Annotated in this window: 18 protein-coding genes and 5 tRNA genes; 13 read left to right on the top strand and 10 right to left on the bottom strand. The window is 74.7% G+C overall.

Annotated features, from left to right (window positions below):
• Positions 1 to 24: 24 nt before the first annotated feature.
• The 3 genes from O7618_RS16215 to bioB are packed head-to-tail and all read right to left on the bottom strand — an operon-like array spanning position 25 to position 1,798.
• Positions 25 to 531 (bottom strand): GNAT family protein, encoded by a 507-nt coding sequence (locus O7618_RS16215; RefSeq protein ID WP_278106922.1) that lies wholly within the window; start codon positions 529 to 531, stop codon positions 25 to 27.
• 3 nt (positions 532 to 534) lie between these two features.
• Positions 535 to 798 (bottom strand): hypothetical protein, encoded by a 264-nt coding sequence (locus O7618_RS16210; protein WP_278106921.1) that lies wholly within the window; start codon positions 796 to 798, stop codon positions 535 to 537.
• Between the two features lie 4 nt (positions 799 to 802).
• Positions 803 to 1,798 carry a biotin synthase BioB gene (bioB, locus tag O7618_RS16205; RefSeq protein ID WP_278106920.1) on the bottom strand — a complete coding sequence of 332 codons (996 nt, stop codon included), beginning with the start codon at positions 1,796 to 1,798 and terminating at the stop codon, positions 803 to 805.
• Between the two features lie 120 nt (positions 1,799 to 1,918).
• On the opposite strand from bioB, the gene O7618_RS16200 reads away from it, so the two are divergent.
• Positions 1,919 to 3,091: an 8-amino-7-oxononanoate synthase gene (locus O7618_RS16200; RefSeq protein ID WP_278106919.1), complete on the top strand. Its 1,173-nt coding sequence runs from the start codon at positions 1,919 to 1,921 to the stop codon at positions 3,089 to 3,091.
• Positions 3,079 to 3,816, top strand: coding sequence for a dethiobiotin synthase (gene bioD / locus O7618_RS16195; protein WP_278106918.1), 738 nt, complete (start codon positions 3,079 to 3,081; stop codon positions 3,814 to 3,816). Before O7618_RS16200 ends, bioD begins: the two co-directional genes overlap by 13 nt.
• Before the next feature lie 52 nt (positions 3,817 to 3,868).
• Here the strand turns inward: bioD and O7618_RS16190 are convergent, their stop codons facing one another.
• A complete protein-coding gene (locus O7618_RS16190; protein WP_278106917.1) occupies positions 3,869 to 4,543 on the bottom strand; it encodes a 50S ribosomal protein L11 methyltransferase in 675 nt (224 codons plus the stop codon).
• A 180-nt stretch (positions 4,544 to 4,723) separates the two neighbouring features.
• On the opposite strand from O7618_RS16190, the gene O7618_RS16185 reads away from it, so the two are divergent.
• Both O7618_RS16185 and O7618_RS16180 read left to right on the top strand, forming a co-directional pair.
• Complete coding sequence (locus O7618_RS16185; RefSeq protein ID WP_278106916.1) at positions 4,724 to 5,557, top strand: hypothetical protein; 834 nt, start codon at positions 4,724 to 4,726, stop codon at positions 5,555 to 5,557.
• An 83-nt stretch (positions 5,558 to 5,640) separates the two neighbouring features.
• A complete protein-coding gene (locus tag O7618_RS16180; protein ID WP_278106914.1) occupies positions 5,641 to 6,855 on the top strand; it encodes an alkane 1-monooxygenase in 1,215 nt (404 codons plus the stop codon).
• Here O7618_RS16180 and O7618_RS16175 read toward each other — a convergent pair.
• Entirely contained in the window at positions 6,776 to 7,378 is a 603-nt protein-coding gene (locus O7618_RS16175) for a TetR/AcrR family transcriptional regulator (RefSeq protein WP_278106913.1), read from the bottom strand. The two genes, O7618_RS16180 and O7618_RS16175, sit on opposite strands and share 80 nt — an antisense overlap.
• A 276-nt stretch (positions 7,379 to 7,654) precedes the next feature.
• Here O7618_RS16175 and O7618_RS16170 point away from each other — a divergent pair.
• The 3 genes from O7618_RS16170 (at position 7,655) to O7618_RS16160 (ending at position 7,918) form a co-directional block, all read left to right on the top strand.
• Positions 7,655 to 7,727: transfer RNA gene (locus O7618_RS16170), tRNA-Gly, on the top strand.
• Between the two features lie 35 nt (positions 7,728 to 7,762).
• Positions 7,763 to 7,833 (top strand) — tRNA-Cys (locus O7618_RS16165).
• A 10-nt stretch (positions 7,834 to 7,843) separates the two neighbouring features.
• Positions 7,844 to 7,918 (top strand) — tRNA-Val (locus tag O7618_RS16160).
• A 199-nt stretch (positions 7,919 to 8,117) separates the two neighbouring features.
• Here O7618_RS16160 and O7618_RS16155 read toward each other — a convergent pair.
• Positions 8,118 to 8,387: a DUF6458 family protein gene (locus O7618_RS16155; RefSeq protein ID WP_278106912.1), complete on the bottom strand. Its 270-nt coding sequence runs from the start codon at positions 8,385 to 8,387 to the stop codon at positions 8,118 to 8,120.
• A 149-nt stretch (positions 8,388 to 8,536) separates the two neighbouring features.
• Here O7618_RS16155 and O7618_RS16150 point away from each other — a divergent pair.
• The 3 genes from O7618_RS16150 (at position 8,537) to O7618_RS16140 (ending at position 10,528) form a co-directional block, all read left to right on the top strand.
• Positions 8,537 to 8,609, top strand: a tRNA-Gly gene (locus tag O7618_RS16150).
• A 13-nt stretch (positions 8,610 to 8,622) separates the two neighbouring features.
• A tRNA-Val gene (locus O7618_RS16145) sits at positions 8,623 to 8,694 on the top strand.
• Between the two features lie 190 nt (positions 8,695 to 8,884).
• On the top strand, positions 8,885 to 10,528 hold the full coding sequence (locus O7618_RS16140) for a PKD domain-containing protein (protein WP_278106911.1): 1,644 nt from the start codon (positions 8,885 to 8,887) through the stop codon (positions 10,526 to 10,528).
• 48 nt (positions 10,529 to 10,576) lie between these two features.
• Here the strand turns inward: O7618_RS16140 and O7618_RS16135 are convergent, their stop codons facing one another.
• Positions 10,577 to 11,128 (bottom strand): hypothetical protein, encoded by a 552-nt coding sequence (locus O7618_RS16135; protein ID WP_278106910.1) that lies wholly within the window; start codon positions 11,126 to 11,128, stop codon positions 10,577 to 10,579.
• A gap of 506 nt (positions 11,129 to 11,634) precedes the next feature.
• Here O7618_RS16135 and O7618_RS16130 point away from each other — a divergent pair.
• Complete coding sequence (locus O7618_RS16130; protein WP_278106909.1) at positions 11,635 to 12,636, top strand: NAD-dependent epimerase/dehydratase family protein; 1,002 nt, start codon at positions 11,635 to 11,637, stop codon at positions 12,634 to 12,636.
• A gap of 7 nt (positions 12,637 to 12,643) precedes the next feature.
• On the opposite strand, the gene O7618_RS16125 is transcribed toward O7618_RS16130, so the two are convergent.
• Positions 12,644 to 13,618, bottom strand: a complete 975-nt coding sequence (locus O7618_RS16125) for a nitroreductase family protein (protein ID WP_278106908.1) — start codon at positions 13,616 to 13,618, stop codon at positions 12,644 to 12,646.
• Positions 13,619 to 13,800: 182 nt separating this feature from the next.
• On the opposite strand from O7618_RS16125, the gene O7618_RS16120 reads away from it, so the two are divergent.
• On the top strand, positions 13,801 to 14,439 hold the full coding sequence (locus O7618_RS16120) for a response regulator transcription factor (RefSeq protein WP_278106906.1): 639 nt from the start codon (positions 13,801 to 13,803) through the stop codon (positions 14,437 to 14,439).
• Between the two features lie 11 nt (positions 14,440 to 14,450).
• On the opposite strand, the gene O7618_RS16115 is transcribed toward O7618_RS16120, so the two are convergent.
• A complete protein-coding gene (locus O7618_RS16115) occupies positions 14,451 to 16,118 on the bottom strand; it encodes a GAF domain-containing sensor histidine kinase (RefSeq protein ID WP_278110033.1) in 1,668 nt (555 codons plus the stop codon).
• A gap of 92 nt (positions 16,119 to 16,210) precedes the next feature.
• Positions 16,211 to 17,248, bottom strand: a complete 1,038-nt coding sequence (locus O7618_RS16110) for a nitroreductase (RefSeq protein WP_278106904.1) — start codon at positions 17,246 to 17,248, stop codon at positions 16,211 to 16,213.
• A gap of 141 nt (positions 17,249 to 17,389) precedes the next feature.
• Here O7618_RS16110 and O7618_RS16105 point away from each other — a divergent pair, with 141 nt between their 5' ends.
• Positions 17,390 to 19,729 (top strand): heavy metal translocating P-type ATPase, encoded by a 2,340-nt coding sequence (locus tag O7618_RS16105; protein WP_347405378.1) that lies wholly within the window; start codon positions 17,390 to 17,392, stop codon positions 19,727 to 19,729.
• Positions 19,730 to 19,735: the final 6 nt, after the last annotated feature.

Here is a 19,735-nt window from a genome sequence, read left to right as displayed (position 1 = left end):
CCTGCGGTGCCGGGCACGCCCGACTCAGTCGGGCAGGTCCTCGACGAGCAGGTCCATCAGCAGGCCGTCGTGCCAGCGCCCGTCGGCGCCGCGCTCGTAGCGGCGCATGATGCCCACCGGGCGGAACCCCACCTTCGCGTACGCCCGGATCGCCGCGGTGTTCGCCGCCGCCGGGTCGATGGTGAACCGGTGGTGGCCGTACTCGTCGGCCAGGTGCCGGACCAGCGTGCGGATGGCGTCCCCGCCCAGGCCCGAACCGCGCGCCGCCGGGTCGAGGAAGATGTCCAGGCTGGCGTGGCGGTAGTCCGGGTCGGTCTCGGCGTACCACTGGATCGCGCCGACCAGCCGGTCGTCGTGCTCGATCACGTAGACGGCCAGCGAGTCGTCGGACAGGTCGGCGCGGACCGCCCCGGCCAGGTCGTCGTCGCCGCGCCACCAGCGGCGCACCTCCGGGGTGGCCCGGATCGCGGCCAGCGCCGCCACGTCCGCGTCCGTCGCCGGTCGCAGCGTCACCGCCCGTCCCCGCAGCACCGCTCAGCCCCGCCGCTCGCCGTGCTCGACGCAGACCGCCGACCAGCCGGCCGGCACGACCTGCACCTTCATCCGCCGCCGGCAGGTCGCGCACCAGCGTGGCGGCTCCAGCGCCCGGGCCGCCGCACACGCCGCGTGCGGACCGTCGGCCACCGACTCACCGCACCTGTCGCACCAGCGCGCTCCGACGCCGCCGTCGGTCTCGGCGCGGCCGGTCGCGCCCGGGTCGTCGACCGGCGCGGCGGGTCGGGTCAGCTCGGTCACCATCGCCTCACAGGGTCGCGGAGAGCGCCTTCACCGGCATCTTCAGCTCGGTCAGCAACTTCAGGTCGTCGGTCGCCGGCCGGCCCAGCGTGGTCAGGTAGTTGCCGACGATGACCGCGTTGATGCCGCCCAGCAGGCCGTCCCGGGTGCCGAGGTCACCGAGGGTGAGCTCGCGGCCGCCCGCGTACCGCAGGATGGTGCGCGGCATGGCCAGCCGGAACGCGGCGATGGCGCGCAGCGCGTCCTTGCCCTCGACCACCGGGCGGTCACCGAGCGGCGTGCCGGGGCGCGGGTTGAGGAAGTTCAACGGCACCTCGTGCGGGTCCAGCTCGGCGAGCTGGGCGGCGAACTCGGCGCGCTGCTCGACCGTCTCGCCGAGCCCGAGGATGCCGCCGCAGCAGACCTCCATGCCGGACTCGCGGACCATCCGCAGCGTCTCCCAGCGCTCCTCCCACGAGTGCGTGGTGACCACGTTCGGGAAGTAGGAGCGGCAGGTCTCCAGGTTGTGGTTGTAGCGGTGCACACCCATCTCGACCAGCTCGTCGACCTGCTCCTGGGTGAGCATGCCGAGCGACGCGGCGACCTGGATGTCGACCGCCTCCTTGATGGCCGCCACGCCGTCACGCATCTGCTTCATCAGCCGGGCGTCCGGGCCGCGCACGGCGGCCACGATGCAGAACTCGCTGGCCCCGGTCGCCGCGGTCTGCTTCGCGGCCTCGACCAGCGCCGGGATGTCCAGCCAGACCGAGCGGACCGGGGAGGTGAACAGGCCGGACTGGGAGCAGAAGTGGCAGTCCTCCGGGCAGCCGCCGGTCTTGAGCGAGACGATGCCCTCCACCTCGACCTCCGGGCCGCACCAGCGCATCCGGACCTCGTGGGCGAGCTGGAGGGCGGCGGGCAGGTGCTCGTCCGGCAGGTTCAGCACGGCGAGGATGCCGGCCTGGTCGAGGCCGACGCCGTTCTCCAGCACCCGGGTCCGGGCCTGGTCGAGGATCTCTGGCATGGCCGTAACCTAACCCGGCGAGCCGGCACCGCGCCACGCCGGGGCGGCGTGGCCGGGTGGTAACTTCGCCCCGCGGAAGCGCCCGGGCGGGCGACAGGTTCGGCGGGAGGGGACGGCGCGGTGGCGGACTGGCTGGCGGCCCTGGACCGCGGCGCCGAACTGCGGGCCGAGGCGGGCCTGACCCGTACGCTGCGCCCACGCGCCGCCGACGACGCGGTGGTCGACCTGGCCGGCAACGACTACCTGGGCCTGGCCGCCCACCCGGCGGTCACCGCCGCCGCCACCGAGGCCCTGTCCCGGTACGGGCTGGGCGCCACCGGGTCGCGCCTGGTGCGCGGCTCCACCGACCTGCACCACGCGCTCGAGGACGAGCTGGCCGACTGGCTCGGCGTCGACCGGGCGCTCGTCTTCTCCTCCGGCTACCTGGCCAACCTCGCGGCCGTCCGGGGCCTGACCCAGCCGCGTACGCTGCTCGTCTCCGACGCGCACAACCACGCCTCGCTGATCGACGGCTGCCGGATCTCGCGCGCCGAGACGCTCGTGACGCCGCACGGGGACGTGGCCGCGGTGGCCGCCGCGCTGGCCGCCGCGCCGGGCCGCCCGGCTGTGGTGGTGACCGAGTCGGTCTTCTCCGTCGACGGCGACCTGGCCCCGCTCGCGGAGCTGCACGCGGTCGCCCGCCGGCACGGCGCGCTGCTGCTCGTCGACGACGCGCACGCGCTCGGCGTCACCGGCCCGGCCGGGGCCGGCGGGGTGGCCGCCGCCGGGCTGGCCGGCGAACCCGACGTGGTGGTCACCGCGACCCTGTCCAAGGCGCTCGGCGGGGCCGGCGGCGTGGTCGCGGGGCCGGCGGAGTTCGTCCGGCACCTGGTGGAGACCGGCCGCACGTTCATCTTCGACACCGCCCCGCCGCCGGCCGTGGTGGCCGGGGTGTACGCCGCCGTGCGGCTGGCCCGGGCCGGCGACACGCTGCGCGCCGAGCTGGCCGACCGGGTCGCGTTCGCGGTGCGCCGCCTCGGCGCGGCCGGGTTGTCCGTCTCCGCCCCCGACGCGGCGGTGGTCTCGGTGACCGCGCCCGGGCCGGAGGCGACGACCGCCTGGGCGGCCGCCTGCCGGGAGCGGGGCGTGGCCGTCGGCTGCTTCCGGCCGCCGTCCACGCCCGACGGCCGCTCGCGGCTACGGCTGACCGTCGGCGCCGGGGTGGACCGGGCGGACTTCGCCCGGGCGCTCGACGTGATCGTGGAGTGCGCGCCGGCCGTGCCTCGTGCGCCGATCGTGGAGTGTGCGCCGTGAGTGACGGCTGGACCGGGGCGGTGCTGGTGACCGGCACCGACACCGAGGTCGGCAAGACCGTGGTGACCGCCGCGATCGCCGCCGCCGCGCAGGCGGCCGGCCTGCGGGTCGCGGTGGTCAAGCCGGGCCAGACCGGTACGGCCACCGGCGAGCCGGGCGACGTCGACTCGGTGACCCGGCTGGCCGCCCCGCTCACCGGCCGGACGCTGGCCAGCTATCCGGACCCGCTCGCCCCCCTGGCCGCGGCCCGGGTCGCCGAGCTGCCGCCGCTGGAGCTCTACAGCGCCGTTGACGCGATCCGCGAGGAGGCCGACAAGCACGACCTGGTGCTCGTCGAGGGGGCCGGCGGGCTGCTCGTGCCGATGGGGCTGCGCCCGTCCGGCGAGCCCTGGACGGTGGCCGACCTGGCGGTGTCGCTCGGCGCGCCGGCCGTGGTGGTGGCGCGGGCCGGGCTGGGCACGCTCAACCACACCGCGCTGACGCTGGAGGCGTTGGACCGGCGGGCCGTGCCGGCGGGCGTGGTGATCGGTGCCTGGCCGGCCGAGGCGGAGCTGGTGCACTGGCTCAACCTGTCCGAGCTGGTGCCGAACCTGCTCGGCGCGCTGCCGGCCGGCGCGGGCGGGATGGACCCGGGCGTGTTCCGTCGCTCCGCGCCCGGCTGGCTCACGCCCGCCCTCTACGGCGTGCTCGACGACTGGCGGACCTGGGCCGAGGAGAGCGGCTGAGCAGTAAGGCGGGGCCCCTTCTTAACGCCTCAGGTAGAGAAGGGGCCCCTTCTCACGAGCGGCGGTGGGCGCCGGGCGGGTTCGGGTCCAACTCCCACACGGTGGTGTGCTTGACCCGGACGCTCTCCAGCGCCTCGGAGACCGGCACGTCGTAGGTCGCCAGCGCGTGGAAGCGGTCGCGGGGCAGGAACGCCCGGTCCGGGTCGCCCACCAGCACCCGCGCGCCGGAGCGGGCGGCCCGGAGCAGGAAGCGCAGCATCCGCCGGGCCATCGCCTCGCTGTAGAACACGTCGCCGGCGAGCACCACCTGGGCGTCCCCGGCGTCGGCGTCGAGGACGTCGCCGAGTTCGGCGTCGACGCGTACCCCGTTGGCCTCGGCATTCAGCGCGACCGCCGCGACGGCCCGCTCGTCCACCTCGACGGCCCGAACGGCGGCCGCGCCGGCCCGGGCGGCGGCGATGGCGACCAGGCCGGAGCCGGATGCCAGGTCGAGCACCCGGCGGCCGGCGACCAGCTCCGGGTGGTCGGTCACATATCGGGCGAGCGCCTGCCCGCCGGCCCAGGCGAAGGCCCAGAACGGCGGCGGCTGGGAGCTGCGGAACTCGCCCTCGGTCAGCTCCCAGAGGCCGATCGGCTCGTCGGCCTGGTGCAGCCGCACCTCGGGGACGAACGCGACCGGGGCGAGGCGGGCGTGCAGCCGGACGAACGCGGCGGACAGCTCGGACACCCGCTGATTGTGTCCCACCGCCGATCCCGGGCGTGTCGGCGGGCGGCGGTGACCGGTTCACCACGGTCGGTGAAAGCACTACCCGATGTTGACGTTGGATGCGAACACGCCCGTCTACCGGCACGCGCGGTGCGCTCCTAGCGTTGCCGGTGGACACGACCGAGGCGGGAAGGGGCTCTGGTGAGCGGGTGGCGGCACGCGCTGCGGATCGGGCTGGTGCTGAGCTGTCTGGCGGGCGCCGGATACGGCGGGGCCGCGCCGGCGCGGGCGGCGGCGGCCTTCTCCACCGAGCTGAGCGGCCTGCCGGACGAGTTCGTCGGCGGCAACCGGGTGGAGACGCTCTCCGCGGTGGTGTCCCGGTCCGACGGAGGCGCCCGCGCGGACGACTGCGTCAAGGTGCGCTGGTCGGTGCTGCTGCGCGTGCAGGGCCTGCGGCTGGACCAGGTCAAGGTGGACCGGGTGGAGGAGGCCGGCTCGTTCCCGCTGGAGATCCGCACCGAGGGCGACACCGCGCGGCTGACCGATCGGGAGCTGGATCCCGGCGTGCTCTGCCCGGGCCGCACGGTCACCGCCCGCTACCGGGTGGCGTTCGCCGAGGACGTGGGGCGCGGCCGGGTGAGCATCGCCGCCGAGGCGTACGACCCGCAGTTGCGGCTGCTGGCCCGGCGGACCGCCTCGCGTCAGGTGGTGGGGGAGGCGGCGGAGCCGACGCCGGAGCCGACGCCGACCAGCGCCGAGCCGACCGACCCGCCCAGCGAGGAGCCGGCGACGGACGAGCCGACGGAACCGGCGGCGGCCGAGCTGCCCCCGGCGGGCGCGGCCGGTCGGCCGGTCGCGGAGTCCGGCGGCTTCGGTGTGGTGCAGGCCGCCTTCCTGCTCGGTGGTCTGCTGCTCTTCCTCGGCGCCGGGTTGCTGTTCCGGATGCGGCGCCTGCTGCGTCCCGCCGGTGACCCGGTGGGGGAGGCGGCGCCGTCGTTCGAGCGGCGGCGGACCGTCCGGCGGCGGTGGCGCTGACCCGCTTTACAAAATCTCCGGTCTTGTAAAAGTGCGCCGCGGCTGGGACAGTCGGTCCAGGAACAACCGATCGGAGTCCGACGATGCCTGGCGACACCGTTCCGTGGCGGGACACCCGCAAGCCGCTCTGGCCCCTCGCGCTGCTCGTGCCGGCCCTGCCGTTCGTGGCCTGGTCGGTGTGGCACGCCACCGGCTCCGGCGGGGCCTGGTGGCTCACCCCGGCGGTGGTCTTCGGCCTGATCCCGCTGATCGACCTCTGGATCGGCGACGACCGGGAGAACCCACCCGAGGACGCGGTGCCGGCGTTGCAGGCCGACGGCTACTACCGCTGGCTCACCTACCTCTACCTGCCCGCCCAGTACGCCGCGCTGGTGCTGTGCTGCGCCGTCTGGGCCGGTGGCCGGCTCTCCTGGGTGGCCGCCGCCGGTCTGGTCGCCACCGTCGGGGTGGTCGACGGGATCGCCATCAACACCGCCCATGAGCTGGGGCACAAGCGGGAGCGTGCGGAACGCTGGCTGTCCAAGATCGCGCTGGCGCCGACCGGGTACGGGCACTTCTTCGTCGAGCACAACCGGGGTCACCACACCCGCGTCGCCACCCAGGAGGACCCGGCCAGCTCGCGGCTCGGCGAGACGTTCTGGGCGTTCTGGCCGCGTACCGTCGTCGGGAGCCTGCGGTCGGCCTGGCGGCTGGAGACCGCCCGCTTCCGGCTGCGCGGGCGCAGCCCGTGGACCTGGCGCAACGAGGTGCTCAACGCGTGGGCGATGACCGTGGCGCTCTACGCCGTGCTGGCGGTGACGTTCGGCCCCGGCGTGCTGGTCTTCCTGGTGCTCCAGGCCGTGGTCGGCTTCTCGCTGCTGGAGGCGGTCAACTATCTGGAGCACTACGGGCTGGCGCGGCAGCGCACCGCGGCCGGTCGCTACGAGAAGGTCGACCCGCGGCACAGCTGGAACAGCGACCGGACCGTCACCAACGTCTTCCTCTTCCAGCTCCAGCGGCACAGCGACCACCATGCCAACCCGCTGCGCCGCTACCAGGCGCTGCGCAGCTTCGACGCCTCCCCGCAGCTGCCGGCCGGCTACGCGACGATGGTGGTCGCCGCGCTGCTGCCCCCGCTGTGGCGTCGGCTGATGGACCGTCGGGTGCTGGCCCACTACCGGGGTGACCTGTCCGCGGCGAACGTCCACCCGCCGGCCCGGGCCCGCGTCACCCGCCGGCTCAGTCCAGCTGGCTCGGCTCCAGGCTCAGCTCCCGGGCCGCGACCAGGCGGACCCACTCGGCGATCTGCCGCCGGGTGATCACTCGCTCGTGCACCGCGAGCTGCACCGCCAGGCCGTCCATCACGGCGCTGATCCGCCAGGCGGCGCCGGCCGGGTCCGGGCAGGTGAACGTGCCGTCGGCGACACCGTCGGCGATCACCGCCGCCAGGTCCTGCCGCCAGCGCAGGTCGAGGCGGCGGGAGAGCTTCTCCAGCTCCGGGGTGCGCAGCGACTCGGCCCAGCCGTCGATCCACATCGACCAGGAGGTGGGCCGGCCGGTCGGCGCGTAGAGGCGCAGCATCCGGCGCAGCTTGGCCAGCGGCGGGGCGGAGGAGCGGAGCACCGCGTCGAGCCGGGCCAGGTCCTGCTCGACGGCGTACGCGAAGGCCTGCGCGAGCAGCCGGTCCTTGGTGGCGAAGTGGTAGAAGACGAGCGCCTGGCTGACCCCGGCGGCCTCCGCCACGTCGGCGGTACGGGTGTTGGCGAGCCCACGTTCCGCGATCACCTCGCAGGCGGTGCGCAGCAGCGCATCCAGGCGGATCTCGGCGGCTCGTCTCGTCACGCCCGTTACGGTAACCCATCCGAATGACCACGAGGAGTTACCGGACCGGCCGGTCGGTGGTGGCACAGTCGGATGCCGGACACTCGACCCGCCGGCCAGGATCCGCAGGTGGACGCGCCTGTGGGGACTCGCACGGTGCCCTTACCCAGGCTCCTAGGAAGCTTGCGGGTTATTGTCCACCGCTCCGGTCGGACTCGCCCGAAGGGGATCCGATTTGGCAACCGTTCCTCCGCTCGGCTAAAGTTCTCATCCGTCACCGGGAAACGCCGGGGGCGTGCGGACGTAGCGCAGCTGGTAGCGCATCACCTTGCCAAGGTGAGGGTCGCGGGTTCGAATCCCGTCGTCCGCTCGGAGATGCCGCCACGCATTGTCGGGGGCAACCTCGGTGGAGTGGCCGAGAGGCGAGGCAACGGCCTGCAAAGCCGTGTACACGGGTTCAAATCCCGTCTCCACCTCGCATGACGAGGGCGATTGGCGCAGTGGGAGCGCGCTTCCTTGACACGGAAGAGGTCACTGGTTCAAACCCAGTATCGCCCACCAGCGACGAAGGCCGTACCGATCATTCGGTACGGCCTTCGTCGTCGTTCCGTCACCACGCGGCCCGCCACCGCGGTCCGGCTGCCTCAGCATGGACCGGCCCCGCCAGCGGGTCGACACCAGTCCGGCGACCCGCAGCGTGGCGAGGTGCCGCGGGCCCGGTGCCCGGGGACCGATCAGCTCCGTCGGCCCCCGGCGGGGATCACATGGGCGGCGCGTCCCGCCGCTCCTCGACCCGGCGGTATTCCACCGGCTCCTCGACCCGGCGGTACTCCACCGGCTGCTCGGCGGTGGTGGTGACCACGTTGCGGCGCCGGTTCCGGACCAGCGTCGTCATGATCAGACCGAGCACGCCGGCCGCCATCAGGATCCAGCCGACGACGTCGAGGTCGACGCCGCCGACGCTGGCGTTGAGCGCGAACGTGAGGATCGCGCCGACCGCGATCAGGAAGATGCTCGTACCGATACCCACGACAGCCTCCTTCAGGGGGATGGTTGTGCTGTCGCGTCCGTCAGTACCCCGGCGGCGAACAGCGCAATCCCGCCGCGCGGGGGGTCGCCGCTGAGCGATCTTGGCATCGGGTAGAGTTGGTCCTGTCGCCGACGCGAGCCGGCGACGACGCGGACGTAGCGCAGCTGGTAGCGCATCACCTTGCCAAGGTGAGGGTCGCGGGTTCGAATCCCGTCGTCCGCTCGCGAACAGCCCCGGGCGATTGGCGCAGTGGGAGCGCGCTTCCTTGACACGGAAGAGGTCACTGGTTCAAACCCAGTATCGCCCACGGAAGATCCTTTTCCGCCGCCGCCGCCGCCGCCGATCGATCGGCGCGCGTCTCCCGCCGGCCGGTGCCGGCACCGGCCACATCGGTCACCCCGGGGCACCGACAGCCTGCCACCACTCCACCGTGCGGATTATGGAGCCGTGGACCGGCGCATGTCAGGGTGAGGCCCGATGCGCAGGGAGGCGGTCAGATGCGGACGATCGAGCAGGGGCGATGGCGCCGGACGGCAGCCCGGTTGGGCGTGGCGGCGGTCGTCGCGGCGGCCGGGGTGACGGCGGGCGCCGCGCCCGCACAGGCCACCGCGACCCGGACCGTGGCGTTCTGGAGCATGGACGAGCCGGCCTCGTCGACAGTGCTCAGGGACAGCAGCGGCAGCGGCCGGCACGGCACGGTCGGCGGCGAGGTCGTCACCGGGGCGATCTACACCGGCGCCACCGGGCACCGCTTCGCCACCCACCTGCCCACCGAGGAGCAGGCCGTGCCGGGCCACGTGGACCTGGTGCCGCACAGCACCGACCTCAACCCGGACGCCGGCGACTTCTCGGTGACCATCCGCTACCGCACCACGTACTCCTTCGGGAACATCCTCCAGAAGGGACAGGGCAACACCACCGGCGGCTACTGGAAGTTCGAGGCGCCGGGCGGCAAGCCCCGGTGCCTCTTCCGCGGCGGCGACGGCGCCTCGCGCACCGGCTACACCGACGTGGCGATCGCCGACGGCCAGTGGCACACCGTCACCTGCAACCGCACCTCGGCCTACGTGGAGATGTACGTCGACGGGGTGCGGACCAGCCGGCTGAACGGGCCGACCGGCACCATCGCCAACTCCTGGCAGCTCTCCGCCGGCGGCAAGAGCCAGTGCGACGGCAAGAAGGTGAGCTGCGACTACTTCGCCGGTGACATCGACTACGTGAAGATCCTGAAGGGTTCGGGCGGCCCGGCCAACCAGGCGCCGGTGGCCGACCTGGCACCGACCTGCGCCGGGTTGGTGTGCACGTTCTCCGCCGCCGGTTCCACCGACGCCGACGGCGCGATCCAGGACCACCGTTGGGACTTCGGCGACGGCTCCACCGCCGGCACCGTCTCGGTGCCGACCACCTCCCACACGTACGCGTCGCCCGGCACCTACCCGGTCACGCTCACGGTGACCGACGACCGGGGCGCGACCGGCGTCGCGACCGTGGACGTCACCGTCGCGCCGGTGCCGGAGCGGATCTCGTTCGTCGGGCAGGACACCGCGAACGCCAACTGGACCAGCCACACGGTGACCGTCCCGGGCGCGGTGCAGCCGGGTGACACCCTGCTGCTCCTGCTCAGCCAGAACACCCACACCGGCGCCGGCGAACCGACCGGGGTGACCGGGTGGAGCCGCCTCGACCGGCTCGACGGCGGCTACGCCACCACCACCGCCTGGTGGAAGACCGCGTCCGCCGGCGACGCGGGCACGGCCGTGCGGGTGGCACTGGACAGCCAGGCGAAGGGCAACCTGGTGGTGGCCGCCTACCGGGGGGTCGCGCCGGGCGCGCCAGTGTTCGCCCGGGCCACCGACCCGGCCAGCACCGCCGTCCGGACCACCCCGTACGCGCCGGTGACCACCGCGCAGAGCTGGGCCGTGTCGTACTGGCTGCACGGTGACGCCGCCTCCACCGCGCTCACACCGCCGGCCGGGGTCACGGTCCGCAGCAACAGCTCGCAGACCGGTGGCGGCCGGGTGACCGCGTTGCTCGCCGACTCGGCGAGCAGTGTGCCGCAGGGCAGCTACGGCGGGCTCGCCGCGGTGGGCGCGGCGGCCAGCACGACCACCACCACGTGGACATTCGTCCTGGCCCCGTGACGCACGAAGGCCGGCACCCGTCGGGGTGCCGGCCTTTCGCGATGCTGCCTACCTGGTCCAGTGCTGGGCGACCAGGTCGGTGGCCTGCTTCTCCCACTGGGCGTAGGCGTCCGGGTACGCGCTGACCTGCACGGTCTGGGCGGCCTCGGTCAGCGGCATGTCCTGCCAGCCGTCGACCTGCTTCAGGCCCTTCAGGAACGCCAGGGTGGCGTGCTCGGGGTCGGTGATCTCCTCGGGCGTGCCCCAACCACTGGAGGGGCGCTGCTGGAACAGGCCCAGCGAGTCGTGATCATTCTTGTCGCCGAGGTGGCCGAGGTTCTCCAGCTTCGACTCCTGCAGGGCGGTGGCGATCGAGACGACCGCGGCGCGCTCGGGCAGGCCGGCCTTCTTCGTCGCCGCGACGATCGCCTTCACGTTCGCGGTCTGCTCGTCGTTGAGGCTGATGCTCGACTGCTCACCCTGCACGCTCGCGGCGGCCGTGACCGGCGTGGCGGCGTGGGCGGGGGTGTCGGCGTGCGCGGCGATCGGACCGGCGAACACACCACCGGTGAAAGCCAGACCAGCGACACCCAGGATGCTCTTACGCAGGATCGTGTTCATGGTGGGGGCTCCATTCGGGGGTCGACACACCCGCGGGGGCGGGGTGTGGGCACCGTCAGGCGCTCAAAAGATCAGGGGGGTTCCGGCTGCTCGCGGTGCGGCGCCGGGAGTGTGTGCAACGACCGGCCGGCCACGGTCATTCCCGCGGGGGCGGGGCCGTGGGGCTTGCCTTCCTCGGTCGTTCACCGGGGTTACAACGCCCCGCACCCCGCCCCGATTCCACCGCCCGAGTGCCGCCCACCACGCCGGAACCAGACAACACACCCACCCGGGTGGATGTCACCGGCCTGCACCGCGCCGACCCGACTCACCTTCCGCCGCCGCGGCCGGCTCTCGTCGACCTTGCAGTTGTGGTCCGTTCACATCAGGGCAGAAGCGGCATCTCGGGGGCCGAAACTGCAAGATCGACGAGGTGGGAGGGAGGGGAGGGGGGTTCTGCCGTGGGCAGATCCGCTCACCGTGAACACGGGGGCTGGGGGCGGGCTCGGTGGGGGAGGGTGGGGCGCATGCGACTGTTGATGCTGGGTGGCACGGGGTTCGTCGGCGGTGCGGTGGTGGCGGAGGCGGTCCGCCGTGGCTGGGCGGTGACCGTCTTCAACCGGGGGGTGAGCGGGGACGCGCCGGCCGGCGTACACCTGTTGCGGGGGGACCGGGACGCGGCCGGCGGGTTGGCCGCGCTCGCCGGTGGCGAGTGGGATCTGGTGGTGGACACCTGGGACGGTGCGCCCCGGGCGGTCCGGGACGCGGCGCGGGCGGTGGTCGGCGCGGCGCCGCACCACGTCTACGTCTCCAGCGGTTCGGTGTACGCGCCGCCGGTCGGCCTGGGCACCGGGGAGGAGGCGCCGACCGTCGCGGCGGAGCCGGACGCGGACTTCGGCGACTACGCGAGCAACAAGGCCGGCGGGGAGCGGGCGGCGGTGGAGGTGTACGGCGACCGGGCGCTCCTGGTGCGGGCCGGTCTGATCCTCGGGCCGGGGGAGGACATCGGACGGTTGCCGTGGTGGCTACGGCGGGCGGAGCGGGGCGGTGACATGGTGGCCCCCGGCCCACGTGACCTGCCGGTGCAGTACGTCGACGTCCGCGACCTGGCGAACTGGCTGCTGGACCGGGGCGTCGAGGGCGTCGGCGGGGCGTACAACGTGGTCAGTCGCAGCGGGCACACGACGATGGGTGAACTGCTCGACGCGGTGGTGGCGGCGACCGGGTCGACGGCGACGCTGCGCTGGACGGAACCGGCGCCGATCCTCGCCGCCGGGGTGGAGCCGTGGAACGACCTGCCGATCTGGATCCCGCGCGGGCACGAGTACCGCTGGTTGCAGGAGCGGGACGTCGAGCGGGCGTACGCGGCGGGCCTGGTCTGCCGGCCGGCGGCCGAGACGGTGGCCGACACGTGGCGGTGGCTGCGCGAGGTGGGGCGGGTGCCGGCGCGGGCCGGAAGGCCGGCGCGGGCCGCGGTGGGCCTGGCGCCGGAGCGGGAGGCGGCGCTGCTGGCCTCGCTGCCGGGCTGAGCGCGGGTCAGGCCGGCACGACCGGCAGGTCGAGCACCTCGTCGACCGGGCGGCGCGGGGTGGCGCGGCCCGGCTGGCCGTACCCGATCCGCATCACCATCTGCGGGGTGCCGAACCGGCCCAGGGACAGCCGCAGCGCCTCCCGCGCCGCCGGCACCTCGATCGGCTGGGAGAGCATCGACACGCCGAGCCCGGCGTCGGTGGCGGTGAGCAGCACCCGTTGCAGCGCCTGCCCGGCGACGACCTGGTCGGTGCCCGTGTTGCCGGGCGTGCCGAGCACGGCGACGAGTGGCTCCGGTTCGAAGTCCTGGCCGGGGGCGCGGTTGCGCCCGCCGAAACCGCGCTGCGGCAGCAGGTCCTGCGGCTCGCTCTGCGGCCCGCCCGCGGCGGCGGGCACCCCGTCCGGGGCCGGCTCGGAGCGGATCCACTCCGCCCGCTCGGCCACGTACGCGGGGTCGCGTTCCAGCACCCGGTGGGCGCTGCGGGCGACCTCGGCCAGCGCGTTCACGGCGCTGGCGCCGATGACCAGCTCCAGCCAGCACTGCTCGGCCCGGGCCGCCTCGCCGAGCCGCCAGCGGGCCTCGGCCGGCACCGGGTCCGGCCAGAACGGCGCGCGGTTGCTGAACCGGTGGGCGATCGCCCCGTACAGGCTCTGCTCGGTCGGGGTGGGCCGGCGCGGCACGTCGGGTGTCAGCCGGGCCACCACGTCCGGGTCGGCCGGGTACGGGCGCAGCCGTACCGTCGCCGGGGTGCCCGCCACGGCGAGCGCCAGCCGCAGGTTGAACACCGCCGCCCCGCACGCGATCCGCGCGCCCCAACCGGTCGGGTCGGTGGCCGGCAGCCCGCGCAGCGGGTCGACGGCGACCTCGATGCCGCCGTCGCGCAGCCGGAACCGCCACGGTTGGGTGTTGTGCAGCGACGGCGCGCGTACCGCGTCGTCGACCGCGGCCCGCAGCTGCGAGACGCTGTATCCGGTCGTCATGGTCGTGCTCCCTCCGTGCGGGCATCCCCCCGGTCGGTCCCCCCAACGGTGCGTCACCGGGGTCGGCTCCGATCAGGGCCGGAGGTCCCCACCTGGGCGGGTCCGACCGTCCCGGCCCGGCGCGCGACGGACGGGACCTTCGACCCGTGCGGGGGTGCCGGCCCAGCGGGTAGAAAGGACGGATGATCCGGGTGTTCCTGCTCGACGACCACGAGGTCGTCCGCCGTGGCCTGGCCGATCTGCTCCAGAGCAGCGGCGACATCGAGGTGGTCGGCGAGTCCGGCCTGGCTCAGGAGGCGACGCGGCGGATCCCCGCGCTCCGCCCCGACGTGGCGATCCTCGACGCCCGGCTGCCCGACGGCAACGGCATCGACGTCTGCCGCGACGTGCGCGCCGTCGACTCGTCCGTCAAGGGCCTGATCCTCACCTCGTACGAGGACGACGAGGCGCTCTTCGCGGCCATCATGGCCGGCGCGGCCGGCTACGTGCTCAAGCAGATCCGCGGCACCGACCTGGTGGACGCGGTCCGCCGGGTGGCGGCCGGGCAGTCGCTGCTCGACCCGGCCATCACCACGCGGGTGCTGGAGCGCATCCGCAGCGGGGTGGAGCAGCCGCGGGAGCTGAAGTCCCTCACCGAGCAGGAGCGGCGGATCCTGGAGTACGTCGCCGAGGGGCTCACCAACCGCGAGATCGCCGGCAAGATGTTCCTGGCCGAGAAGACCGTGAAGAACTACGTCTCCAGCGTGCTGGCCAAGCTCGGCCTGGAACGGCGCACCCAGGCGGCGGTGCTGGCCACCCGGTTGCTCGGCAAGACCCACTGACCCCGGGCGGGTCAGCCCAGCGGAACGCTCCAGCGCAGCTCGGTGCCGTGCGGCTCGACCCGACCCAGGGTGAACTCGCCGTCGAGCCGTTCGGCCCGCTCGCGCAGGTTGACCAGTCCGCTGCGGGCCGCCTCCGGGTCGCAGCCGACCCCGTCGTCGGTGACCGTGACGTCGACCCGGCCGGCGTCCACCGCCACCCGGACCGCCACCCGGTCGGCGTGCGCGTGGCGGACCGCGTTGGACAGCGCCTCGCGCAGCACGGCGACGAGTTCGGGGCGCAGGTCGTCCGGCACGGCGCTGTCGATCGGGCCGACCAGCTCCAGATCGGGTCGGTGACCCAGCGACTCGGCGGCCACCTCGACCGCCTCGCGGATCTCGGTGCGCAGCGCCGCGCTCATCGGCGTGCGCAGCTCGAAGATGGTGCGGCGGATGTCGCGGATGGTGGCGTCCAGGTCGTCGACCGCCTGGTTGATCCGCTTGGCCGTCTCGGGTCGGGCGTTCATCGCCCCGCTCTGCAGTTGCAGGCCGGTGGCGAAGAGCCGCTGGATCACCACGTCGTGCAGGTCGCGGGCGATCCGCTCGCGGTCCTCCAGGACCACCAGCAGCTCCCGCTCCTCCTGCCCGCGGGCGCGTTCCATGGCCAGCGCGGCCTGGCCGGCGAAGCTGGCGAGCAGCGCGAGGTCGTCGTCGGCGGCCGGGCCGTGGTCGGGCCGGTGCGCGATCACCAGCACGCCGTGCAGCGTGTCGTGGGCGGCGAGCGGGGACACCACGGCCGGGCCGGCGACCACCGGGCGGGGCCAGGGCGCCGCCCCGGCGAGGTCGTCGACCTGCTCGTGGCGGCGTTCGGTGGCCGAGCGCGCGAAGCTGGTCTCGGCGGCCGGCAGAATCGCGCCGACCAACTCCCGCGCGATCGGGTCGGCGCCGTCGACCACCTCGACGGTGAACTGCGCCTCGTCCTCGTCGTAGAGCAGGACCAGCGCCAGCTCCGCCTCGGCGACCTCGCGGGCGCGGCGGGCCACCAGCGACAGCGCGTCGGTCCGGCGCACCTCGCCCAGCAGCACCGAGGTGATCTCGGCGGCGGCGGCGAGCCAGCGTTCGCGCCGGTGCGCCAGCGCGTAGAGGCGGGCGTTCTCGATCGCCACGCCGGCCGCGGCGGCGAGCGCGGTCACGATCTCCTCGTCGTCCTCGGTGAACTCGGCGGCGCCCTGCTTCTCGGCCAGGTAGAGGTTGCCCCAGACGTGGCCGCGGATGCGCACCGGCACGCCGAGGAAGCTGTGCATCGGCGGGTGGTGCGGCGGGAAGCCGTAGGACCGGGGGTGGCGGGTGATGTCCGGCATGCGCAGCGGCTTGGGCTCGTCGATGAGCATGCCGAGCACGCCCCGCCCGTGCGGCAGCTCGCCGATGCGGGCGTGCAGCTCGGCGTCGATGCCGTGGACGATGAAGTCGTGCAGCATCCGGTCGGGGCCGAGCACGCCGAGCGCGCCGTAGCGGGCGCCGGCCAGCTCGCCCGCCGACTGCACGATCCGCTGCAACGTGCTGCGCAGGTCGAGGTCGGAGCCGATGCCGACCACCGCGTCGAGCAGCGCGCGCAGCCGCTCCCGGCTGGTGACCACCTCGCCGACCCGGTCGAGCATCTCCTGGAGCAGCTCGTCGAGGCGGACCCGGGACAGCGGGGTCAACCCCAGCGACGGCGTGACGTGTTCGTGCCGGGGGTTCGGTGCGGCGGCCACCGGGCGATGGTATCGCCCGGTGGGGCAGCGCGACGAGACCGTCAGGCCGGGTGGTCGCGGACCGCCGAGGTGTCCACGGTCTGCGCGGCGTCCAGCCTCGGGGTGTGCGGCGGGCCGGCGTGCTCCGGGTCGGCCACGCCGAGGCGCATGCTCAGGTAGGGGTGGCCGAGGCCGGCCAGCATCTGCCGGAGCACCTCGCGGGTGCCGTCGACCTCCACCACGCCCGACAGCGGCACCACTGACACCCCGTGCCGGGTGGCTTCGAGCCAGGCGGCGGAGAGCGCCTCGCCGGCGCGCAGCCAGCTCTCCGACTCGTCCTCGGAGCCCCAGAGGATGGCGTAGACGGCGGCCTTGTCGTGGCCGGGGCCGATCGGCAGCGAACCGGGGTGGCCGAAGTCGCGGCCCGGCACGGTGGTCTGCGCCGGCTGGTCGGGCAGCACCTCCGGTGGCAGGCCGGTGCCGGTGCCGGCCCGGTTGATCCAGTAGGCCAGCTCCTCGCGCAGATCCGGGCTGTCCGCCTCGACGGCGGCGGCCTGCTGCGCGGCGCCGGCCAGCTCGATCTTCTGCATGTCGTCGAGGAGTTGCAGGTTCACCCCTTCGCGGGTGGCGGCCCGGTCGATGTCGCCGAGCACGGCGGCGGGGATCGGTTCGTCGCTCACCGGCCGCCGGTCGGTGTGCCGCACCCGCATGCACTGCACCAGGCGCATGGCGTCCGCGTCGGCGCCGGTGTGGCGCAGGCCGGTGAGGCGGGCCACCAGGTCGGGCCGGTGCGGGTCGGGCAGGCGTTCCACCACCGGGGTCCAGCCCTCGGCGGCCAGCGCCACCCGGGCGTGGTGCAGCGCGGCGCCGCAGCTCACCACCAGCAGGCGGCCCTCCGGGTCCATGGCGCTGAGGTGCCGTTCCTTGACCACCCGCAGTTCCAGCGCGTCCGGCAGGACCGTCCAGTGCCACGGCTGGGTATTGTGCACCGACGGGGCGTGGCCGGCCGTTCCGGCGGCCTCCGCGAGCGCGGTGGTCAGCGGGCGATCGGTCGCCGGCGTCTCGTGGCTCATCGTCACGACCTTTCCTGTTTCTCCCATCGTGCCCCACGTCCGGGGCGCTCGGGTGGGGTTGCCGCTCCATCCTCGGCCATGCCCGGGCGCCTCGCACGGGTCCTTGGGCCCACCGGATTACCCACGTTCGCCCTACCTGCGCCACTTCGGCACTGAGACGATCCGCACGTGGGAACCGAATCGCGCGAGTGCGTACCCGAACGGCCGGCCCGCGCCCGGCGGGCCGGGACGGCCGAGTGGGCGCCGCTGGCGCTGCTCACGCTGGCCGTGCTGGGCGGCGCCGCGCTGTGGTTCGCGGGGGCGCGGGGCGCGGCCGACCTGGTCTGGGCCGCCGTCACCGTGCTCGCGCTGGCGCCGGCCGCCTGGGCGGTGCTGCGCGAGCTGTGGCGCCGGCAGTTCGGCGTGGACGTGATCGCCGTGCTGGCCCTGCTCGGCGCGTTGCTGGTGCGGGAGTACCTGGCCGGCGCCGTGATCGCGGTGATGGTCGCCACCGGGCGGGCGTTGGAGGAGTATGCCCGCCGGCGGGCCACCCGCGACCTGCGGGCGCTGCTGGAACGCGCACCCCGGCAGGCCCGGCGGCGGACCCCGGACGGCGGGATCGAGGTGGTCGAGCTGGACCGGGTGGCGGCCGGTGACCGGCTGCTGGTCGGCCCCGGTGACGTGGTGCCGGTGGACGGCACGGTCGAGGAGGCGGCCACGCTCGACGAGTCGGTGGTGACCGGCGAGTCCCGGCTGGTCGGCCGCGCCGCCGGGGAACAGGTGGCGAGCGGCGTGGTCAACGCCGGCGCCGGGTTCGGGCTGCGGGCCAGCCGCAACGCGGCGCAGAGCACCTACGCCGGTATCGTCCGGATGGCCGGGGAGGCGACCGCGCGCAAGGCACCGATGGTGCGGCTCGCCGACCGGTACGCGGCCGCTTTCGTGCCGTTCACCCTGCTGCTCGCCGGCCTGGCGTGGCTGCTGTCCGGCGAGTTCGTGCGGGCGGTGGCGGTGCTGGTGGTGGCCACCCCGTGCCCGCTGCTGCTGGCCACCCCGATCGCGGTGGTGTCCGGGCTGTCCCGGGTCGCCCGGCGGGGCGTGCTGGTGCGCGACGGGGGTTCGCTGGAGCAGCTCGGTCGGGCCCGTACCCTGCTGTTGGACAAGACCGGCACGCTGACCGCCGGCCGGCCCCGGGCCGCGGAGACCGTGGTGGGGCCCGGCGGCGACCGGGACGAGGTGCTGCGGCTGGCCGCCTCCGTCGAACAGCTCTCGCCGCACGTGCTGGCCGCCGCGCTGGTCCGGCAGGCCCGCGAGCAGGGGTTGCCGCTGGCCGAGCCGACCGGGGTGACCGAGGAGCCGGGGCGCGGGGTGACCGGGCGGGTGGACGGTCGCTTGGTCCGGGTCGGCCAGCTCGACGGCGAGCCGCCGCCCTGGGCGGACCGGGCGCGTGAGCGGGCCGAGCTGTCCGGCCGCTCCACGGTCTGGGTCAGCGACGAGCGCGGGCCGCTTGGCGCGATTCTGCTGGAGGACCCGGTCCGCCCGGACGCGCGGCGGACCGTGCGGCGGCTGCGCGAGGCCGGGCTGACCCGGCTGGTCATGGTGACCGGCGACCGGCCGCGCACGGCCCGCCAGGTGGCGCAGGTGGTGGGCGTGGACGACGTGATCGCGCGCTGCTCGCCGGGGGAGAAGGCCGATCGGGTACGCGCGGAGTCGGCGCGGGCGGTGACCGTGATGGTCGGCGACGGGGTCAACGACGCCCCGGCGCTGGCCGAGGCGCACGTCGGGGTGGCGATGGGCGCGACCGGGGCGACCGCCTCCGCCGACGTCGCCGACGCGGTGCTCACCGTGGACCGGCTGGACCGGCTCGCCGACGCCGTCGAGATCGCCCGGTACGCCCGCCGCATCGCGGTGCAGAGCGCCACCGCGGGGATGGGGCTGGCGGTGCTGGCCATGTTGGTGGCCGCCGCCGGCCGGCTGCCCCCGGTCGCCGGCGCGTTCCTCCAGGAGGGCATCGACGTGCTGGTGATCCTCAACGCGCTGCGCGCCCTCGGTGGCGGCCTGCGGCGGCGGGACGTGCCCCCGCACACCCGGGAGCTGCTCGACCGCTACGAGCGGGAGCACGGCGGCGTGCGCGACGTGCTGGCCCGGCTGCGGGACACCGCGGACCTGGTGGCGACCCGTCCCGATGACCCGGCGTGCGGGCCGGCGCTGCGCGACGTGCACCGGCGGCTGACCGAGGAGGTGCTGCCGCACGAGGAGGCGGAGGAACGGCAGCTATACCCGGCGCTGGCCGGTCCGTTGGGCAGCGACGAGGCGACCTCGACGATGAGCCGGGCGCACGTGGAGATCGTCCGGCTGGTGGAGCGGATCGGCGGGCACCTGGCGACTCTGGACGGCCGTGTGCCCACCGACGAGGCGCCCGACCTGCTGGCCGCGCTCTACGGCCTGGACGCGGTGCTGCGCCTGCACCTGGCCCAGGAGGAGGAGGACTACTTCACCCTCAATCCCGCCGACGGGTCCTCGGAGCGTTAAGCGGGG

The sequence above is a fragment of the Micromonospora sp. WMMD980 genome, assembly GCF_029626035.1.
Classification (GTDB): domain Bacteria; phylum Actinomycetota; class Actinomycetes; order Mycobacteriales; family Micromonosporaceae; genus Micromonospora.
The sequence above is the reverse complement of the archived record's forward strand: the minus strand, read 5'-3'. Positions and strand labels throughout refer to the sequence as shown.